The following is an 18,212-nucleotide window of genomic DNA, read 5'->3' as shown; positions in this document are numbered from 1 at the left end:
ATCCGTAGAAGATTTAAAAAAACGATCAAATAATCCCATATCAGGTCTCCTTTTCCAGGTAATCGTCTATCTGTACCGACACCAGTCGGCTGATACCATCATTGTCCATGGTCACCCCATAGAGGCTTTCAGCCGCCTCCATGGTCCCCTGTCGGTGGCTGATAATGACAAATTGTGTCCCCTCGGCATAGGCCTCAATAAAGCGGGCAAAGCGTTCAACATTGGCCGCATCTAGGGCCGCTTCGATTTCATCCAGGATGACGAAGGGGCTGGGCCGGATTTCCAAGAGGGCAAAGAGGAGGGCAATGGCGGTCATGGCCCTTTCCCCACCAGACAGGAGGGTCAGGGTCCGCTCCCTTTTGCCGGGCGGCTGGGCCATAATATCTACCCCGGTTTCCAGCATATTTTCCGGCATGGACAGGGACAAACGGGCCTGGCCGCCTAAAAAGATTTGCTGGAAAATCCGGTTAAAACGGTCATTTAAGGCATGGAAGGTTTGGGCGAACCGGTCGGCCATGACTTCTTCCATTTCGCTGATGACCTTGATCAGGCGTTTTTTAGCCCCTTCCAGGTCGTCCAGCTGCCGGCGGAGGAACTGGCTCCGGTCGTGCAGGGCTTGGTACTCTTCAGGGGCGTTAAAGTTCAAGGGGCCCATAGCAGCCTTTTCCCGCCGCCAACGGGCCAGGTCTTTGCTGGAATACTGGTCTAAGAGGGACAGGTCGGCTGCCTGGATGGCCTCATCCATGGCCCAGTCAAAGCTGGCGGTCAGGTCGGCAGCGGCCCGGTCCCTTTTATCCTGGATCCCGGTCATCTTGGCCAGGGCCTTGTCATAGCCGGCCTTGGCCTGGTCCCGGTCCTTGGTCGCTTGGGCCAAGGTCTCGGTCAGGGCAGCCTCCCGGGTCTGGAGGGCCTGGAGGGCTTCCCGGTCTGCCAGGAGGGCCTTTTGCAGGCTTTCCAGGGCTTCTTTGCCCCCTTTGACCTTGATCTGGTTCTTGGCCTGGCTCGTTTCCAGGGTCCTTCTTTCTTCAGCCCGCCCCTGGCACCGGTCTTCCAGCTGGTTGATACCGGCTTGGAGACTGGCCTGGCGATTTTGGGCCTCGGCCAGGAGGTCGACCTGGTGGCGCAGGCTTTCCTGGGCTTGGGCCAGGGCTACCTGGCTCTGCTGGCGCTTGCCGGTCAGGTCATCATCTTCCCCATGGCCGGCGGCCAGTTTTTCTTTCAGGGCAGCCTCTTGGACCTCATTGGCTGCATACTGGTCTAGGGCCTTTTCCAGGGCGGCCTGGGCCTCTATATGGGCCTTCTCCCGGTCTTGCCGGACCTCTACCAGACGCTCGCCATCCAAGGTCAGAACCCGTTCTTCCCGGTCCAGGGCCTCGGTTTCTTTGGCCAGGCCGGCCAGGGTCTGCTTGTGGAGGGCCTGGCTCTGCCGCAAGTCCGTTAACTGGGCCTGGATGGTCTGGAAGGCCTCTTTTACCTGGGCTCCCTCTGTCCGGCACCGGTCCAGCTTGGCCTGGGCCTCTTTTTCATCCCCGGCCAGGACCTGGAGCCGGTCCTTCAAGGCCAGTCGCTCGGCGGTCCGGCTCAGGACCGACTGGCCCTTGCCCCGGCCGCCGGACAGGCTCCCACCCGGACTGACCAAATCCCCCTCCAGGGTCACCAGCCGCTGGCGGAAGCCGCCGACCTTAGCCAGGCGGACGGCATCCGGCAGGCTTTTGACGATGGCAATCCGGCTGAGGAGCTGGCGCATAATGCCTTCGTCTTCGGGGGCATAGGTGACCAGGTCAACGGCATAGCCGATAAAGGCCTCGTCATCGATGGCCTTACCCGGGGCCGGGCCATGGACGGTATTCCGCGGTAGGAAGGTGGCCCGGCCGCTTTTGTGGGTCTTGAGCCACTGGATGGCGCCCTGGGCGGCCTGGTCATCGCTGGCGATAATATGCTGGGCAGCGCCCCCCAAGGCACTTTCCAGGGCATGGGCATACTGAGGATCAAAGCTGATCCGCTGGGCCACCGTGCCAATGAGCCCCGGGAACTGGCCCTTATTTTTCAGGACAGACTGGACCCCGCCATAGTAGCCACTGCCGGCGGCCTCCATATCGGCCAAGGCCTTGAGCCGGCTCTGGGCCTGGATGGTCTCTCGGCTCAGTTGGGCCAGGCTGGCGGCCGCAGCCTCCTCCTGCCGGGCCAGACGGTGCCGGTCTTCATCCAGGCGCTGGGCCTCTTCTTGGGCGGCCTGCAAGGCCCCTTCTTCTTGGCCGGCCCGGTACTGGGCTTCAGCCAGCCGGGCCTCCAAGTCTTCTTTTTTATCTGCCAGGGCCGCTAGGGCCCCCTCATAACGGTTTTGCTGGATGCTTTCGGCCCGGGCTTGTTCTTCCAGCCGGGCCAGGTTGTTCCGGGCCTCAGCCTGGTCCCGTAAGAGCTTGAACTGGGCCTGGCCCAAGGCCTCCAAGGCCTGGTTATCTTCCTGCTGCCGGCGGCGCCGGTCGGACAGGGCCCGGTCAAAGCCGGCCAGGTCTACCTTGAGCCGGTTGCAGGTTGCCAGCAGGGCAGCTTTCTTTTCACTAAGGGCTGCCAGTCGGTCTTCAGCAGCCTGGAGCCGGTCCCTTTCCTGGGCCAGGCTGGCTTCATCTTCCTCAGCCAGGTAGGCTAACTGTTTCAGCCTTTCTTCAGCAAGAGCCCGCTGCCGCTCGGCCTCGTTATAGCCCTGAACCAGGGCCAGGTGGCGTTCATTGTCCGCCTCTACCCGGTCGGCCAGAACCAACCGCTGGGTCCGGACTTCCACTTCTTCCGTAGACACCTGCCGGACTGCGTTGACCTTAGCTACATAGGCATCTTCCGCCTGGGCTAGGTCAGCCAGGGCCGGTTCCCGGTCCTTTTCAGCCAACTGGTACTGGTTGACCACTTGGGCCAGGTGGAGGGCCTTTTCCTTTTCATCCAGGGCCTGGTAGGTCTGGACGGCCTCGGCCTGGTCAGCCAGGCTCGGCAGCCGGCTGTCCAGCTCATAAAAAATATCCTCCAGCCGGTCAATATCTCCCTCCGTACTCTGCAACCGCCGTTCGGCCTCCCGTTTCCGGTACTTATACTTGCTGATACCGGCCGCTTCTTCAATGAGCCCCCGGCGTTCGTCGGCCTGGAGGGAGAGAATGTCATCAATCTTCCCTTGGCCAATGATGGAAAAACCGTCCTTTCCCAGGCCGGTATCCATAAAGAGCTCGTGCACATCCCGCAGCCGGGTCTCCTGCCGGTTGATTTCATACCGGCTCTCGCCGGACCGGTAGAGGGTCCGGGAAACGGCCACCTCCTGGTAATCCAGGGGGAGGCCACCGTCGCTATTGTCCAATACAAGGGTCACCTTGGCCATACCGACCGGTTTGCGGCCATGACTGCCGGAGAAAATGACATCCTCCATTTTACCGCCCCGCAAGGTTTTAGCGCTCTGCTCCCCTAAAACCCAACGGACCGCATCCACGACATTGGACTTGCCACTGCCGTTCGGTCCGACAATAGCAGACACCCCGGGTGAAAACTCAAATACCGTGCGATCGGCGAAGGATTTAAACCCCTGTAACTCTAATCGTTTTAGGTACAAACTGCCTCCTTATGCTCCTATAGCACATCCGTCTCAGCTTCCAGGCCAAAATGGACCAGGGCCTCATAGGCTGCTGCCCGTTCGGCATTTTTCTTGGACCGGCCCTCGCCGGTGCCAAGGCATTCATCATCAACCCAGACTTCCATCTTGAAATGCTTGTCGTGGTCCGGCCCATGGCTTTCCAGGAGCCGGTAGCTGATCTGGCCCTGGTGGTGACTTTGGACATACTCCTGGAGCCGGGTCTTGTAGTCTCCGTAATAGCCGGCTGCCACCTTCTTGAGTTCCGGGGCCAGGATCCGGCAGAGCAGGTCTTCCAAGGGGTCCAGGCCAACGGATAAGTAGACCGCTGCACAAACAGCCTCCATGGCATCAGCCAGGTTTGAAGCCCGGCTGGCCCCGCCATGGGCACTCTCCCCCCGGCCAAAGAGCATCAGGTCCCCAATTCCCAGGCGACCGGCCGCCTTGGCCAGCGCCTCCTCACAAACAAGGGTGGCCCGGCGCTGGGTCAGCTTGCCCTCATCATCACCGGGGTATTCCTGGTACAAGTAATTGGCCATAACCAGGCCCACCACCGCGTCCCCTAAAAATTCCAGACGCTGGTTGGTTCCGCCTCCATGCTCCTGGACATAGGAGGGGTGGATCAGGGCCCTATTCAATAAATCTAAGGAAATAGGCCCCTCCGGACTAAGCCTTTGAGCCAAGTCCGCCAAGGCCGCCTGTCTTTGGTCTGTCATCAATAAGCCCCCTTATCCGATAGATATAATCGCTACTATTTTACCGTAAAGCCCGCCACAATAAAAGGAAAAGAGACAGGCCCCAGCCTGTCTCTGAACTTATGTGATAAAAAGGACCCGGATCCCGTAAAGGATGGCCAGGTGAACCGGGTAGAAGAAGTAAAAGAGCCACTTGATATCCAAGCCCCGCCTGCCATTATAGAAGTAGGTCAGGACAAAGGCCAGGGGCGCCGTGAACTCAAAGGCCACACACAGGGCCCCGGATAGGCTCTGGGCCAGCCGGGCCTTTTTGACATGACCGGCCAGGGGGATGTAGAGGATGGCAATGAGGATGACCCCGAAGGCCCCATAGTCTGTGTGACAAAATTCCGCCAGGACCATAAAGGGGACCGCAGCCAGAAAGCCCAGGACCCCGATGTCCCTCTTGAAGTGGCGGCGGGACAGGTCCCGGGCCCCCTCCCAGGCCCATAGGCCCAAGAGGCCGAAGAGCAGGGTCCAGAGGACGTTCTGATGCCCCCAGATATTTTCCCCACCATAAATGGCATAGTCAAAGGGGATCTCCGACAGGAGGGCCACGACCAAGAGCCGGCCTGCATACCGGGCCTTAGACCGGGTATGGATAAAGCCTTCCACCAGGAGGAAACAGAAAATCGGAAAGGCGATCCGGCCAATGAGCCGGAGGACCCCATCCGCCATCAGCGACTGCTGGAGGGCCGGAGACAGGGCGCTGAAGTTATCTCGAATCATAGGGAAATTCAGCCGCATGCCCTCCGCATGGAGCCGGTCAAATAAAAAGCCCCGCTCTATGACCGCTGCACCAATGTGGTCAATCAGCATGGTAATCATAGCGATGATCTTCAATGTAGACCCGCTAAGGCCCCTCTTTCTTCCTTCAACCCCTTGTGCCTCCAAGGCTGTCACCTCTTACTTTTTCAATCCCTAAGCGTTAACCACTGCCTGTTCTCCATCATCATCCAGGCCATCATCTTCATAGACTTCGGCTGACCCATAATAGGCCTCATTAATGCGGTCAAAATTTTTCTGGTTCACAACCACCCGGGTACCCTCATTGAAGGAGCCGATGATCCGCTGATCCTTATAGAGCTGCCCGGCCTTAAAAAGCAGGTCCTTAACATCCCGGGGGGAGGTCTCGTCTGTAAAGACCAGCCCCCCCTCCTGGACCAGGTCCAGCCGGTTACTGTCATTCACTTCAAATAGGGGCTGGCCACCCTTCCCGGGCAGGTAGCAGGCATTGACATAGACTTGATTATCCTTGAGCCGGTTATCGACCACCAGGTAGCACTGATCCATCAAACGGTCACTAATGACCACCGGCCCCTTGGCCGGGTCCAGGGTAAAAGTCTTTTCCATGGTCTCATAGCCCAGAGCCTGGCGGTATTCTTCTTCCGATACATACTCGGTCTCTGCCAATTGTACCACAGTCATGATGGCACCGACAACACAAAGCAGGAGACCTAACACAGTTATGACAAGAATATTTCTTTTCATTGACCTTCCCTCCCTTGAGCAGCCGGCGCCTTGGTCTTAGCCACCGGCTTAGCGGAAAACTTACGGTCTGCATAAATGACATGCCAGATGAGGAGGACCAGGGCCAGGGATAAGAGGCCGATGCCAATGACCAAGAGAGTGGGCCCCCAAATGGGCAGGCCTACAGCGAGGCCGGCTATCGCCAGGACCCCGACCACAAATAAGCTGAGCATGGTCGCCAGGGCCGGCAAGAGGATAAAGATAAAGACCAGGGCCTTGATGGTGAAGTAGGCCAGGCGGATGAGGGGGTCATTCTTATCGGCCCCCTGTGAGGCCCGGGCGGCCTGGTTCCTGTGAGGCCTCCGCCCTGCCTTAGCAGCTGACTCATCCGGACCAACCGGCGAGACAGCCAGCCCTGCCGCATCCGGCTCATCGACCGGGTCATCGGCCTCTTCAAGGGTCGGCAGGAGGTAGTGCTTGATCAAGAAATAGACGGCATATATCGCTACCCCCAGTTTGAGGAGTTCCAAAACGACTGCCGTTAGGCTAATGAGAACGGCCCCGATGGGGTTATTTTCATAGCCATAGAGGTAGCCCCGGAGCGGGGAAAAGAGCGTTTCCAAGCCGCCGGCAATAATCAGCACAATGACCAGGAGGATGACCCCCTTGGCAATTAGCTGGCCGGCAGCCCGACGGTCTAAATTCAGGAGCGCATCCAGGGTATCTTCCAGGAAGTAGCCAAAGCGTCTGATGAAACCGCCAATGGTATCCGTCTCTTCTGTAGCAAAGCCCGGGTCCACATGGTAGGCTTCCAGGAGCCCCTCCACCAGGTCATCAAAATCACCGAAACCGGCAATGGCCTGGTCCTCTGTGAGCCCCTCTGCCAGCTTCATGTCAATATGACCAGCGTATTCGTTTAAAATATCTTCGCGTTCTTTTTTATTCAGCACCTGCAAGCGGTTATTCAGCCTTGCTAGGAAGGTTGCCTTGGTCACGACCTTCGACCTCCTTTAAAAATCTTTCAATCCGTTCTGTAAACAAAAACCATTCTTCCTTTAACCGGCCCAATTGCAGGGCCCCGGCTGCCGTTAACCGGTAGTACTTCCGCGGTGGCCCCTCTGTTGACTCCTTGAGGTAGGTCTCAAAGTAGTGCTCATTGGTTAGCCTTTTCAAGAGGGGGTAAATCGTCCCTTCATTGACATCCATCACATCTTCCACCAGGTTAATGATTTCATAGCCATACCGGTCTTTTTCTGCAATGACAGCTAATACCACCAGCTCTAAGACGCCTTTTTTAAATTGACTGTTCACATAGAGTCACCTCCTTGCCCCTCGCCTTTTAGAAATAGGCGCGGCTGTTTCATTTGCTTGTAGGTCCGGTCATCCAGGGACCAGGTCAGGTCTTTCAATAAAGGAAGGCCACCTACGGTTACCAGGGGGTAGTTGCTATAAATGTCAAAATGCAGGACCCGCCTGCCCAGGACATGGCCTTGGTGGCTAAACTGGTAGCGGTAGAGCAGCTGGGCATCCCTGGGCCTTTTGACAAAGGCACAAGTCCCAGTCTGCCGGCTTGTGGCCGTCACAGCAGCCAGGTAGGTCCGGGCTGTCTGGTTCTCTGCCTGGAGGATTGGGTGGTCCCAGGCATCCAGGACCCGAGCCTGGTCCCGGGCCGGCAGCCCGGTAACCCCTTTGACCTGCATGAGGCCAATGCCGGCAATAACAACAAGCAGGGCCAGGCCAAGCAAGCCGGCCAGCCAAACCCTTCGACGCATGCTTATCCCTCCTAGTACTTCTTTTTCTTAGTACCTTTCATTTTTCAAGTACCATGTTATTCTATGTACCCAGCATTGTCAAGTACTGAAATAAAAAAATAGTTCATGCCCTCCTCTTTTTCCAGCCGGCGTGCTAAAATAGAATTTAATAGACTATCCAGAAAGAGGCGATGCCATGACGTATGCAGCCATTGAAGCCGGCGGCACCAAGTTTGTCTGCTCGGTCGGCGATGCCCAGGGAGGCCTGCTTGACCAGGTCACCTTCCCGACCACTGTACCCGGCGAAACCCTGGGCCGGGTCATCCACTTTTTACAAGGGCATGCCGGAGACCTGGCCGCCATTGGGATTGGCTCCTTTGGGCCCATTGATACCTGTCCCCAGTCCCCCAGCTACGGCTATATCACCTCCACCCCCAAGCCCAACTGGCAGTCGGTCAACTTTCTCGGTCAGCTGAAGGCCCACTTCCAGTTGCCCATAGCCTGGACCACCGATGTCAATGCGGCAGCCTATGGGGAGTACAGCCTGGGCGCCGGCCGCCAGGTCCGGAGCCTGGTCTACTACACCATCGGTACCGGCATTGGCGGAGGGGCCATCCAGGCCGGCCGATTTATCGGGGGACTGAGCCATCCGGAAATGGGCCACATGCGGGTTCAGGTCCATCCGGACGACGCCTTTCCGGGCCACTGTCCCTTCCACCAGACCTGCCTGGAGGGCCTGGCCGCTGGGCCGGCCATCGCAGCCCGGATGGGACGACCGGCCAGCGACCTCCCGGCCGATGACCCCTTTTGGGACATCGAAGCCTACTACCTGGCCCAGGCCCTGGTCAACACCAGCCTCATCCTGGCCCCGGAAATGATCATCCTCGGCGGTGGCGTCATGAAACAGGGCCACCTCCTCGACCGAGTCCGGGCCCAGTTTGAAAGCCTGACCGCCGGTTACATCAAAACCCCAACCCCGGAAGACTACATCCAGGGCCCGGCCTTACAGGACAACGCCGCCACCATCGGCTGCTTTGCCCTGGCCCGAGAGGCCGCCCAAGGGCACTTTCCCGCTAAGGATTGACCAAGGCGAACCGCCGGCCCTCTTCTTCCGCTCCAGCCAGGCCCTTAACGCTTACAAGATCCTTAAAATAAAAGAGGCTGTGCCGGAATGAGATCTCATTCTGACACAGCCTCTTTTGATATTCAGTTCAGAACCAAGGGCTGAAAAGGAAAAGGCACCGCTGGCCTCGTAGGCCCTGACCTTAATCCACCAGGCTGGTTTTTTTCAGCTCCTTGGTAAATTCTTTTTTCTTAATCTGATTTGACGCAAAAATAACCACCAGGTTCCCATCACACTTAATAAAGGCAATGCGGAAGCTGCGGAAGGCATCATAGGGTAGCTTGAATTCAAAAATCAGGCGGCCTTTATAGCGGGCCCCCGGCACTGTTTTTATTTTTTCAGGGTGCAACCGGATGACATCCCGGTAGCGGACCAGGATCCGTTGTAGGAAAAGTTCTTCAGAAATATGCTGCTGCTTGATAAAGTGGGTCAATACCCGATTTTTTTCTAAGAGAACAGTATCCATGCCTCGCCTCCTCAGGGTCTGTTTACATAAATTATACAAAATATTTACATACCCCGACAAGGGTTAAGCCAATCTATAAATAAGGCCTATATAAAAACCGCCACCTTCCCGGTGGCGGTTACTTTTATTTCTGGTGATCTTTGGCAGCAGCAATAAAGCCGCGGAAAATCGGGTGGGCATGGGTCGGCCGGCTTAAAAATTCCGGATGAAACTGGCTGGCCACAAAGAAGGGGTGACCGGGGAGTTCGATGACTTCGACCAGGCGGCCATCCGGAGAGGTGCCGGAAAAGCGCAGGCCGGCTTCCTGGAGGCGGTCGCGGAAATCGTTATTGAACTCATACCGGTGGCGGTGACGTTCCTGGATTTCTTCGGCATCATAGAGCTGCCGAGCCAGGCTCCCTTCCTGCAGGCGGCAGGGATAGAGACCCAACCGTTGGGTCCCGCCCATATTTTCGACCCGGGTCTGGTCTTCCATGAGGTCGATGATATTATGAGGGGTATTTTTATCAAATTCAGCACTCTGGGCATCATCCCAGCCCAGAACATTCCGGGCAAATTCCACGCAGGCCAGCTGCATACCCAGACAAATGCCCATAAAGGGCAGCTGACTTTCCCGGGCCAGGCGAATGGCGTCAATCTTCCCTTCAATACCCCGGTCACCAAACCCGCCGGGCACCAGGATTCCATCCATATCCTTCAGGGAGGCTAAGAGCGCCGGCTTATGTTCCAGCTCTTCAGAATTGACCCAATGGACCTTTACCTCAACATTGTTTTCATAACCGGCGTGGGTGAGGGCCTCCACTACCGACAGGTAGGCATCTGGAAGCTCAACATATTTCCCAACCAGGGCAATATCGACGCTTTCCTTAATGGCCTTAATCCGTTTCAGAAGGGCCTCCCAATCGGCCATGTCCGCCTGAGGCGCAGTGGTATTGAGCTTTTTCAGGACAATATCGTCCATGTGCTGGGCCTGGAGTTGGAGGGGCATTTCGTACAGGTGCTCAACGTCCCTATTTTCGATAACAGCCTCTTCGTCAACATCACAGAAGAGGGAAAGCTTGGCCCGCATGCTGGTCGGCATGGGCTTTTCGGTCCGTACCACCAGGATATCCGGCTGGATCCCCATCCCCCGCAGCTCCTTGACACTGTGCTGGGTGGGCTTGGTCTTCATTTCACCGGCGGCACTGAGGTAGGGAATGAGGGTTGTGTGGATGTAGCAGACATTTTCCGAACCGACATCCTTTTTCATCTGTCGGAGGGCTTCAATAAAGGGCGTCGACTCAATATCCCCAACAGTACCGCCAACCTCGGTAATGACAATATCCGCCCCGGTGGTTTCCCCGGCCCGGATGATTTTTTCCTTGAGCATGTCGGTAATGTGTGGAATCACCTGGACCGTTGCCCCCAGATAGTCCCCCCGGCGTTCTTTTTTAAGGACTTCAGAATAAATTTTACCGGTGGTCACATTGGAATACTTGTTCAGGCGGACGTCAATAAAACGTTCGTAATGGCCCAAGTCCAAGTCTGTTTCAGACCCGTCATCGGTGACATACACTTCCCCGTGCTGATAAGGACTCATGGTGCCCGGGTCCACGTTTATATAGGGGTCAAACTTTTGAATGGTAATCTTGAACCCCCGGTTCTTTAACAACCGCCCCAGAGATGCTGCCACAATACCTTTACCGATGGACGATACCACGCCCCCAGTGACAAAAATATATTTTGCCATAATTGCCTCCTCATCATATTTATCTTAACGGTGCCCACTATAAATAATATAAAAACCGCCCCATTCACCTGAACGGGGCGGCAGGCCGTGCCCTTTAAAATAATACCCGAACCCGCCTGTGACGTCAAGCGTCACAGACCCTTCCGGCATCTTAAGTAAACTTATTTTAATAAGGTCATGCTAAAGGTCAGTACCATAAAGAGCAGGGAAAAGACCGCTGATGCTTTTGCAAGCTGGTCATCCAGGCCGCGTTTACCTAAAAAAGTTTCAGCTCCACCGGAAATAGACCCGGACAAGCCGGCGCTCCGGCCAGACTGTAAAAGGACCGTTGCAATAACACCAAGGGCACAAATCAGTTGTACCACTTGTAATGCTAGATACATATGTAAAAGCCTCCTTACGCCCAGTATTACATAAATAACACACATGATTATACCATACCCTCGCCCCATGTACAAGAGAAAAAGCCCGGGCTGACCGACAGGCCAGGAGATATTTATACAGAAAAACATCCAAATAACCAAGTCAGAGCAGGACCACAGCAACTAATCAGCTATTCATTTCAGGTCAAAACTATAAATGTAATGAGGATAAAGGGGTGAATAAAATGTTCACCCTTGGCGATGTCAATCCACGCACCCGCGAGGGGTGCGACCAACTGTTCATAGGTCCTACAAATTTTTGGCGCTTATTTCAATCCACGCACCCGCGAGGGGTGCGACTTGGTGTGCTTGAAAACCATCCCGGCCCATGATAATTTCAATCCACGCACCCGCGAGGGGTGCGACTACGCCCCCAGCGTGCGTGACAGCACCTACATTAATTTCAATCCACGCACCCGCGAGGGGTGCGACCCAAGGCGGCTAAGGAAAATGTCTCTCTCGAGCAAATTTCAATCCACGCACCCGCGAGGGGTGCGACCTTGGAAATTCGCAACCTAGCCCTTGAAGTAATCATTTCAATCCACGCACCCGCGAGGGGTGCGACTTGGCCTAGGCAATAACTTTGAAGCAACCGAATCTATTTCAATCCACGCACCCGCGAGGGGTGCGACAACCCAAAACCCCAAATTCTAGCTAATTCACTATTTGATTTCAATCCACGCACCCGCGAGGGGTGCGACGGAAGAAGTCCAGCAGGTCCACCGCCTGGACCGTATTTCAATCCACGCACCCGCGAGGGGTGCGACACAGAGATGCCAATTGAAGCCCGACCAAGCCATTAAATTTCAATCCACGCACCCGCGAGGGGTGCGACTTTTTACAAAAAATAAAAATAAACTCAAAAAACTGTTATTTCAATCCACGCACCCGCGAGGGGTGCGACTGAATACGATTACTCTAGCGACCCATGGGGTGATATTTCAATCCACGCACCCGCGAGGGGTGCGACATACTTCTATCTCTTTTATTTTGTCGTAGATACGTAATTTCAATCCACGCACCCGCGAGGGGTGCGACGATACCCCTGAGGGCGGCCTTATGGAGAGTATCCTGATTTCAATCCACGCACCCGCGAGGGGTGCGACTATTGATAAATTGCTAAAAATCAAGGGCATTAAAATCATTTCAATCCACGCACCCGCGAGGGGTGCGACATTACCATTATCATTATCAGGTTTTCTGGGTTTTATTTCAATCCACGCACCCGCGAGGGGTGCGACGTTATGGACTGGATAGCTAATCACGAACTAAAGCATTTCAATCCACGCACCCGCGAGGGGTGCGACCCATGCCAAACAGCAATTTAGAGGCGTATTTACCAATTTCAATCCACGCACCCGCGAGGGGTGCGACTAAGTCTCCGTAACTCAAACTAACTCCTGGAACGTGATTTCAATCCACGCACCCGCGAGGGGTGCGACCCTAGCAGTTGTAGGCGCAGTGATAACTGACGCAAAGATTTCAATCCACGCACCCGCGAGGGGTGCGACGCAATCAAATCACCAAAACCCGATGTATCCATTAACTATTTCAATCCACGCACCCGCGAGGGGTGCGACGAATAATACCCATTACATCATTAGCACTACCCTCAATTTCAATCCACGCACCCGCGAGGGGTGCGACCATCCCTGCCGGCCCGACCGGCCAGCTGGTTAAAGGCCATTTCAATCCACGCACCCGCGAGGGGTGCGACATAAGATGAATGGTGTTTCTAGGTTTTATGTAGAAATTTCAATCCACGCACCCGCGAGGGGTGCGACGTGAAGACACCGTACACACAGTGGTTCAGCCGGATATTTCAATCCACGCACCCGCGAGGGGTGCGACTAGGCTCGTGTTCGATATGCCGAGGGCCTGAGCATTTCAATCCACGCACCCGCGAGGGGTGCGACTGCAGTTTTTGGCCGTTTCCGGCCTTAAAGCTGCAGCTAAATTCATTTTTTATTGGAGTTTTGTCTCCATTTTTTAACGTTTTTCTGAGATAGCTTGTATATTTTTCTGTCCAGCTTCAAATCTCACATATAAGCTAACCCTTTTTCAGATTTGATATCATATCCTTTGAAGATATCCAATCCAGCAAACTTATGCACCTTAAATATGCGATGACACCAGCTAGCATCACCACCCTTTTATAAGATAAGTAAGTCGGATTCCGGATTGTATGAAGAATCTGTTCCAAGGGTTTCTATCTTTTTCTGCCAATTCTTGCCTAAATTATAAATCCTGACGGAATCTTTATCTGGATCTATAATGGTTAAAAGTTTATTCCTTATCACCACTAAATCTTCCGGGTAAATATTCATTTCAAAAACAGAATTTTGAACACGCTGGCCATAATCGGTGCAAACTTTAGCGACTTGCCTAAGCCTCTTACGCCCTTGGGGCGAAACGGTTTCGACATCATATGTGATTAAAACCTGCATTTAGCCTCCAATCATAAAGGGGGGATAAGCATTAATATCCCCACGCAAATAAGAATTTAATAATTGGGCCTGCACATGGGGGAGTAACCCTAGCTTGATTTTTTCTTCAGTAAAGGGATGAAAGATTTCCTCCTGTTCTCTTTTATTCCAATACTTTAAAACGATATCTCGTCCTTTCTCATTCAAAAGACAAGCACCGTTTTCTTTAATTTCGAAATGCACCTTGCCGATTCTGTTGAGGTTAACCAAGGACAGACAAAATTTGTCAATAACATAAGCCCGCATTTCTTCAATAATATCCAGAGCCATACTCACTCTTCCCGGCCGATCTGTATGAAAAAATCCTGCATAAGCATCAATGCCAACCCCTTCTAAAGCAGCTGCAATATTATTGGTATAAAGAGCATACATAAAGGAAAGCAGGGCATTAAACCTATCCATTGGCGGCCTTTTGCTTCTTTCGCGGAAGTAGAAGTCTTCTTTTTGTTTCAAGATCAACTCGTCTAAAACCGCAAAATACGTACGGGCTATGAGCCCTTCTAGGCCTCTGACGCTATCTTTATCTGGAGCACTTTGAATTTTTAGCATCAGGTCTTTTATGGCATCAATAGCGTTTTGCACTGCAGAATAATTGATGGCATTTTTGTGATCATTTTTAAACCGAATTAATATTTTTCTGGAATTATAGGATTTTGCATAAATAATGTTTTTTACGAAATCCAGAGATGTCTCAGAAGCAGCTAGTTCATACTGTCTTTTCCGCGTATAAATGTTCCCATAAGACGCTCCCAAAAGCCGACCGCAATATTTCCCGTATGGCGTGAAAAAACTCAAGGCCACCTGCTCTTCCATGCACATTTTCATTAACCTTGGACTGACGCCCATATAATTAAAGCAGACAATCTGGCGCAGAATATGGATGGGGTAGCGTGCCACACGCTTCCCATCTAAGGTGACAACAATATTCCGCCCTTCCTTTTTAAGATAATAATCCGGTTGTGTCACATAAAGAACATTTAGAAGTTTTTTCATAGTTCTGCTCCATAAATATAGTTATGAACACTTTTTGCTCTTTTCGTCAGCCTGGGCCTACAGGCGTCATATAAGGAACACTTTTGACAATTACGAAAGTAAGCTGCTTTTGGTATTTGTCGCCGAGCATAGAGGTCATGCATCTCTTGAGCCGTTTGGATAGTCAATTGACGTAAGCCCGCACTAAATAAAACTTTTTCTCTAGAATCTGTTTGGTGGTAATACATGTATCCATACTCCAAGCTTACAGCAAAGGACTCCTCCACACAAATCGCTTGTGCCATTAGTTGGACATGGTCATAGGCGAATTTTTTCTTTTTTCCACGCTTATATTCAACAATGAGGGGCAACCATTTACCAGTCCTACCAGGCAGATCAATTCCGCTTTGGCCCCTAACGAACTCAATAACATCCAGAATGCCGGATAAACCTAGGGTTTTTGAACTGACGGCCATGGCACGTGATATAATCCGATCTTTACGCTTTTCTTTGGTAAAGGGCTCATCAACTTTTTTATGGAGCACTTGTCCTTCTGCTGTGTAAGCGTTTTCAGTCCAAATTTGCTCAATATGGATAAGGGCCCATTGACGCGGGCAGAACAAAAAATGCTGGATGCCGCTAAGCATTAAATACTCATCTTCAGCATACATCTCACATGCCTAAAAAATGTTCTACTTGAATACCTTCCTTTTCGTAGGCCTTTAATTTCTCTGGATCTAATCTAAAGTGATAATCGTCATATCTTCTCTGCAACCGTTCTGTATCTAGGTTATCGTAAGTCAGTAGGTCTTTTAGTTTACCACTAGATACATCACCTACCTTAGATTTGTGCTTAATCCAGAAAATATCTTTTACTTCCATTGAACCATCCGGTCTAGCTGAGGACACATCGTTAACAAATAAGGTTCTCAGACTTTCTTTTAAAACTTCTAAGTCTTCTTCACTAAACCCGGTTTTTTCTGCTAAATAACAATTAACGCTGCCATTAACAACATAAATACCATAATCAACAAAATGTTTGGTCCCCATTCTATCAGAACTATGGTCACCAGGCTCTTTGGTCTCCATGCCATTAACACTCTTGGTAATTTGCATCGTTGTAATATTAATCGGTTCGATGGATTTTCCAATCGAAATACTGACTGGGCCGCGAATCCCCAATGAGCGTTTTTGATAAGTAAATACTTGCCCAAAGGAACGAGTGTCAAGCCATTTTTCGTTGGCCTGTTTTTCCACCTCATCATTCGGCATTTTTGTATCAAATGAAGCGCCAAACCTTTTCTCCAGAGAAGTAAAGCCGTCATCACTACGTTCAGCCGCTTTTACAAAAATATCATGGCCCATATCCTGAAACCGGTTGCGAATCTTTCTTTTTAAACAAACGTCACTGATTTCACCAAATCCACGTCCATCCAGCCGGGGCATATTGCCCGTTAGCGGGTCTCCGTTAGGATTGGCGCCTCTTACCTCTATGGTAAAGATAAAATCGACTTTATGGTTAATCATGGTTTTCCTCACTTTCCTGGGTATCCTTCTTCGTAAAAATATCCTTCATTTGCGCTTCATAGCCAAAAATAAATCCTGCACCTAGCGGGGCATTACTATCCGCACAGCGATAATCATAATTTTCCTCTAAAAGAAGCGTCACTTCTCGAATATCTTTCATCAATTTATAATAAATACCCCGTTTTTCCTCATTAACTTTTAACTTTATCTGATAGGGCCTAAGTAAGGTGCGCAATCGTAAATTCATCGTCACCGGAGTATTGATAAAACTCGTCCACATTTTCTCAGCATTGGTGACTCTCCCCTCGTCCTTCTCATAACAGGCTGCTTCCATCCGTTCGTATAAGGCGAGGAGTCGCCCATAAAGATAAGACCTATCTGTATTTTGTCTATCTAACATATTGCTTACCACACCCTCCTTGTAGCTCAAGATAGCTAAAGCGCAAAATTTTACTTGATTCCAAATTCTTTTATCTGGGTATCTATGCCTATTTTTTATATTCATTTCAAGCGCTTTATAAAAATTCTCTGGAAGAGAGCGCCCTTCTACAAGAGCAGAAAGAATACCTTGATACTGGTCCCTTAAAAATTCTCCCTTATGAATTTCCAAGCTGTTTTTTTCTTGAATACCGTAAGCAGCCTTTATTATTCGGATAGGGCTTGGTGTATAGAAAGTTTTTTGATGGTTTTTGTCATAGCCCTCCCAGGCATATTTACCTTGCCATAAGACCAACCGGTCTTTAAGAACCGATACATCAATTTCGTTAAAATATTTTGCAGCTACGCGGCCATTGCTTGTTTTATCAAAAATAGCTATATAGTATTTTGCATGATCAGCAAAAAGTTGTTCTCCCCGAACAAAGGATTTAACAATGCTTTCACTGATCTCATCCGCAATTTTTAAGGCCTTTGGTCCCGACTTACTATTCAAAATAGATAAAATATCTGATCGTTTAGCTGAGTTTTCAATACCTTGGGTCACATCTAAAGCAGACCTATTACAAATATCATCTGAGAACCAGCTCACCATGTAGGTTTGCTCTCCAAGCCACCGGCATGTATTTTTCCCAGCGAGAAGATACTTTGCCATCAAGTGAACCTTCTGACTGGTTTCTGCTCCGATTTTAATCGTTTGCTCTGCTAAAGAAAACCGGCCACGGTAATTTTCATCATTTGCTGTAATCTGGCTAATCAAGCGAGCCGTACCTATTAAGGGTCTATGCTTTGTACACAAATAATCTTCTTGATGACTAATATTACAAAGAATTTTTTGTTTAGTGTCATCCTGACTAAACAAATATCGCACATAATCTATATAGGCTTTATGTAAGGCAGGGTTATCAGAAACGCCGAGGTCTTTTTGTCCCTCAAAATTTTCTATTCTAAAGGTCAAAAAACATTTGGAAAAATCAAAAGTCTCTTTCTTTCCTTTATCATTTGTATATTGAACAACCCCCCTGCCTTGATAAACCCTATCCAGATCTTTTTCTATAAAAAGGTCCTGAATTTTTTTAAAAAAGTCTTCCTGGACGAGAAAATCATGAACCACACGAACAAAGGGTTCCTCTTTATAGCTTAGCCAAGCTTCCATTTGCTTCATGTAGGCCTTACTTTTCGCACTCCCATCTTGAATCAAATAGGCAAAATTATCCACTAGAGGATGAGGAGCGACACCACTCGACCGCGCCACTGAATCTTCTGTTACCGGAAATATGATTTTTTGCCCATTTTCCAAAATGTCTGCATGTATAAAGTGGCTATCTTTACTAATCAATACCTCAATAATATTCTTGCCATCAGACTTTTTGGAATCATGATACAAGGGCAGTATCATCTCTCCACTATCATCCGGCACACTGACTAAATCATTATCTTCCGCATATTTATAAGACTTATATAAGGCAGATAAGAGTCCCATAGCCTCA

The 18,212-nt window shown here is 51.3% G+C and carries 16 protein-coding genes and 1 CRISPR repeat array; of the genes, 1 reads left to right on the top strand and 15 read right to left on the bottom strand.

Annotated features, from left to right (window positions below; all coding sequences use genetic code 11):
• Positions 1-40 precede the first annotated feature (40 nt).
• The 7 genes from smc to ACLGL1_RS05345 all read right to left on the bottom strand — a co-directional run bounded on the left by smc (position 41) and on the right by ACLGL1_RS05345 (position 7,583).
• Complete coding sequence (gene smc, locus ACLGL1_RS05375) at positions 41-3,589, bottom strand: chromosome segregation protein SMC (protein WP_411007724.1); 3,549 nt, start codon at positions 3,587-3,589, stop codon at positions 41-43.
• A 17-nt stretch (positions 3,590-3,606) separates the two neighbouring features.
• Entirely contained in the window at positions 3,607-4,323 is a 717-nt protein-coding gene (gene rnc / locus ACLGL1_RS05370; RefSeq protein WP_411007723.1) for a ribonuclease III, read from the bottom strand.
• 99 nt (positions 4,324-4,422) lie between these two features.
• Positions 4,423-5,235 (bottom strand): TraX family protein, encoded by an 813-nt coding sequence (locus ACLGL1_RS05365; protein WP_411007722.1) that lies wholly within the window; start codon positions 5,233-5,235, stop codon positions 4,423-4,425.
• A 27-nt stretch (positions 5,236-5,262) separates the two neighbouring features.
• A complete protein-coding gene (locus ACLGL1_RS05360) occupies positions 5,263-5,832 on the bottom strand; it encodes a hypothetical protein (protein WP_411007721.1) in 570 nt (189 codons plus the stop codon).
• Positions 5,829-6,806 carry a DUF1700 domain-containing protein gene (locus tag ACLGL1_RS05355; protein ID WP_411007720.1) on the bottom strand — a complete coding sequence of 326 codons (978 nt, stop codon included), beginning with the start codon at positions 6,804-6,806 and terminating at the stop codon, positions 5,829-5,831. Before ACLGL1_RS05355 ends, ACLGL1_RS05360 begins: the two co-directional genes overlap by 4 nt.
• The gene (locus ACLGL1_RS05350) at positions 6,772-7,122 is read right to left on the bottom strand and encodes a PadR family transcriptional regulator (RefSeq protein ID WP_408977879.1); all 351 of its coding nucleotides are present in this window, start codon (positions 7,120-7,122) and stop codon (positions 6,772-6,774) included. Before ACLGL1_RS05350 ends, ACLGL1_RS05355 begins: the two co-directional genes overlap by 35 nt.
• A complete protein-coding gene (locus tag ACLGL1_RS05345) occupies positions 7,119-7,583 on the bottom strand; it encodes a hypothetical protein (RefSeq protein WP_411007719.1) in 465 nt (154 codons plus the stop codon). Before ACLGL1_RS05345 ends, ACLGL1_RS05350 begins: the two co-directional genes overlap by 4 nt.
• Positions 7,584-7,758: 175 nt before the next feature.
• On the opposite strand from ACLGL1_RS05345, the gene ACLGL1_RS05340 reads away from it, so the two are divergent.
• Complete coding sequence (locus ACLGL1_RS05340; protein ID WP_411007718.1) at positions 7,759-8,646, top strand: ROK family protein; 888 nt, start codon at positions 7,759-7,761, stop codon at positions 8,644-8,646.
• A 181-nt stretch (positions 8,647-8,827) separates the two neighbouring features.
• On the opposite strand, the gene ACLGL1_RS05335 is transcribed toward ACLGL1_RS05340, so the two are convergent.
• The 8 genes from ACLGL1_RS05335 to cas8c form a co-directional block, all read right to left on the bottom strand.
• Complete coding sequence (locus tag ACLGL1_RS05335; protein WP_408977876.1) at positions 8,828-9,151, bottom strand: hypothetical protein; 324 nt, start codon at positions 9,149-9,151, stop codon at positions 8,828-8,830.
• Positions 9,152-9,275: 124 nt separating this feature from the next.
• Entirely contained in the window at positions 9,276-10,883 is a 1,608-nt protein-coding gene (locus ACLGL1_RS05330; protein ID WP_411007742.1) for a CTP synthase, read from the bottom strand.
• Positions 10,884-11,041: 158 nt separating this feature from the next.
• Positions 11,042-11,263, bottom strand: coding sequence for a preprotein translocase subunit SecG (secG, locus tag ACLGL1_RS05325; RefSeq protein ID WP_408977875.1), 222 nt, complete (start codon positions 11,261-11,263; stop codon positions 11,042-11,044).
• A 240-nt stretch (positions 11,264-11,503) separates the two neighbouring features.
• Positions 11,504-13,218: a CRISPR direct-repeat array (repeat unit 32 nt; unit sequence ATTTCAATCCACGCACCCGCGAGGGGTGCGAC).
• A 237-nt stretch (positions 13,219-13,455) separates the two neighbouring features.
• The gene (gene cas2, locus ACLGL1_RS05320) at positions 13,456-13,749 is read right to left on the bottom strand and encodes a CRISPR-associated endonuclease Cas2 (protein ID WP_411007717.1); all 294 of its coding nucleotides are present in this window, start codon (positions 13,747-13,749) and stop codon (positions 13,456-13,458) included.
• Positions 13,750-14,781 (bottom strand): type I-C CRISPR-associated endonuclease Cas1c, encoded by a 1,032-nt coding sequence (gene cas1c, locus ACLGL1_RS05315; protein WP_411007716.1) that lies wholly within the window; start codon positions 14,779-14,781, stop codon positions 13,750-13,752.
• Positions 14,778-15,431: a CRISPR-associated protein Cas4 gene (gene cas4 / locus ACLGL1_RS05310; protein WP_411007715.1), complete on the bottom strand. Its 654-nt coding sequence runs from the start codon at positions 15,429-15,431 to the stop codon at positions 14,778-14,780. Before cas4 ends, cas1c begins: the two co-directional genes overlap by 4 nt.
• 1 nt (position 15,432) lies before the next feature.
• The gene (cas7c, locus tag ACLGL1_RS05305) at positions 15,433-16,287 is read right to left on the bottom strand and encodes a type I-C CRISPR-associated protein Cas7/Csd2 (RefSeq protein WP_411007714.1); all 855 of its coding nucleotides are present in this window, start codon (positions 16,285-16,287) and stop codon (positions 15,433-15,435) included.
• Positions 16,280-18,205 (bottom strand): type I-C CRISPR-associated protein Cas8c/Csd1, encoded by a 1,926-nt coding sequence (gene cas8c / locus ACLGL1_RS05300; protein WP_411007713.1) that lies wholly within the window; start codon positions 18,203-18,205, stop codon positions 16,280-16,282. The genes cas7c and cas8c overlap by 8 nt, the downstream gene beginning before the upstream one ends.
• Positions 18,206-18,212 lie beyond the last annotated feature (7 nt).

The sequence above is a fragment of the Peptococcus simiae genome (genome assembly GCF_046569735.1).
Classification (GTDB): domain Bacteria; phylum Bacillota; class Peptococcia; order Peptococcales; family Peptococcaceae; genus Peptococcus; species Peptococcus simiae_A.
The sequence above is the reverse complement of the archived record's forward strand: the minus strand, read 5'-3'. Positions and strand labels throughout refer to the sequence as shown.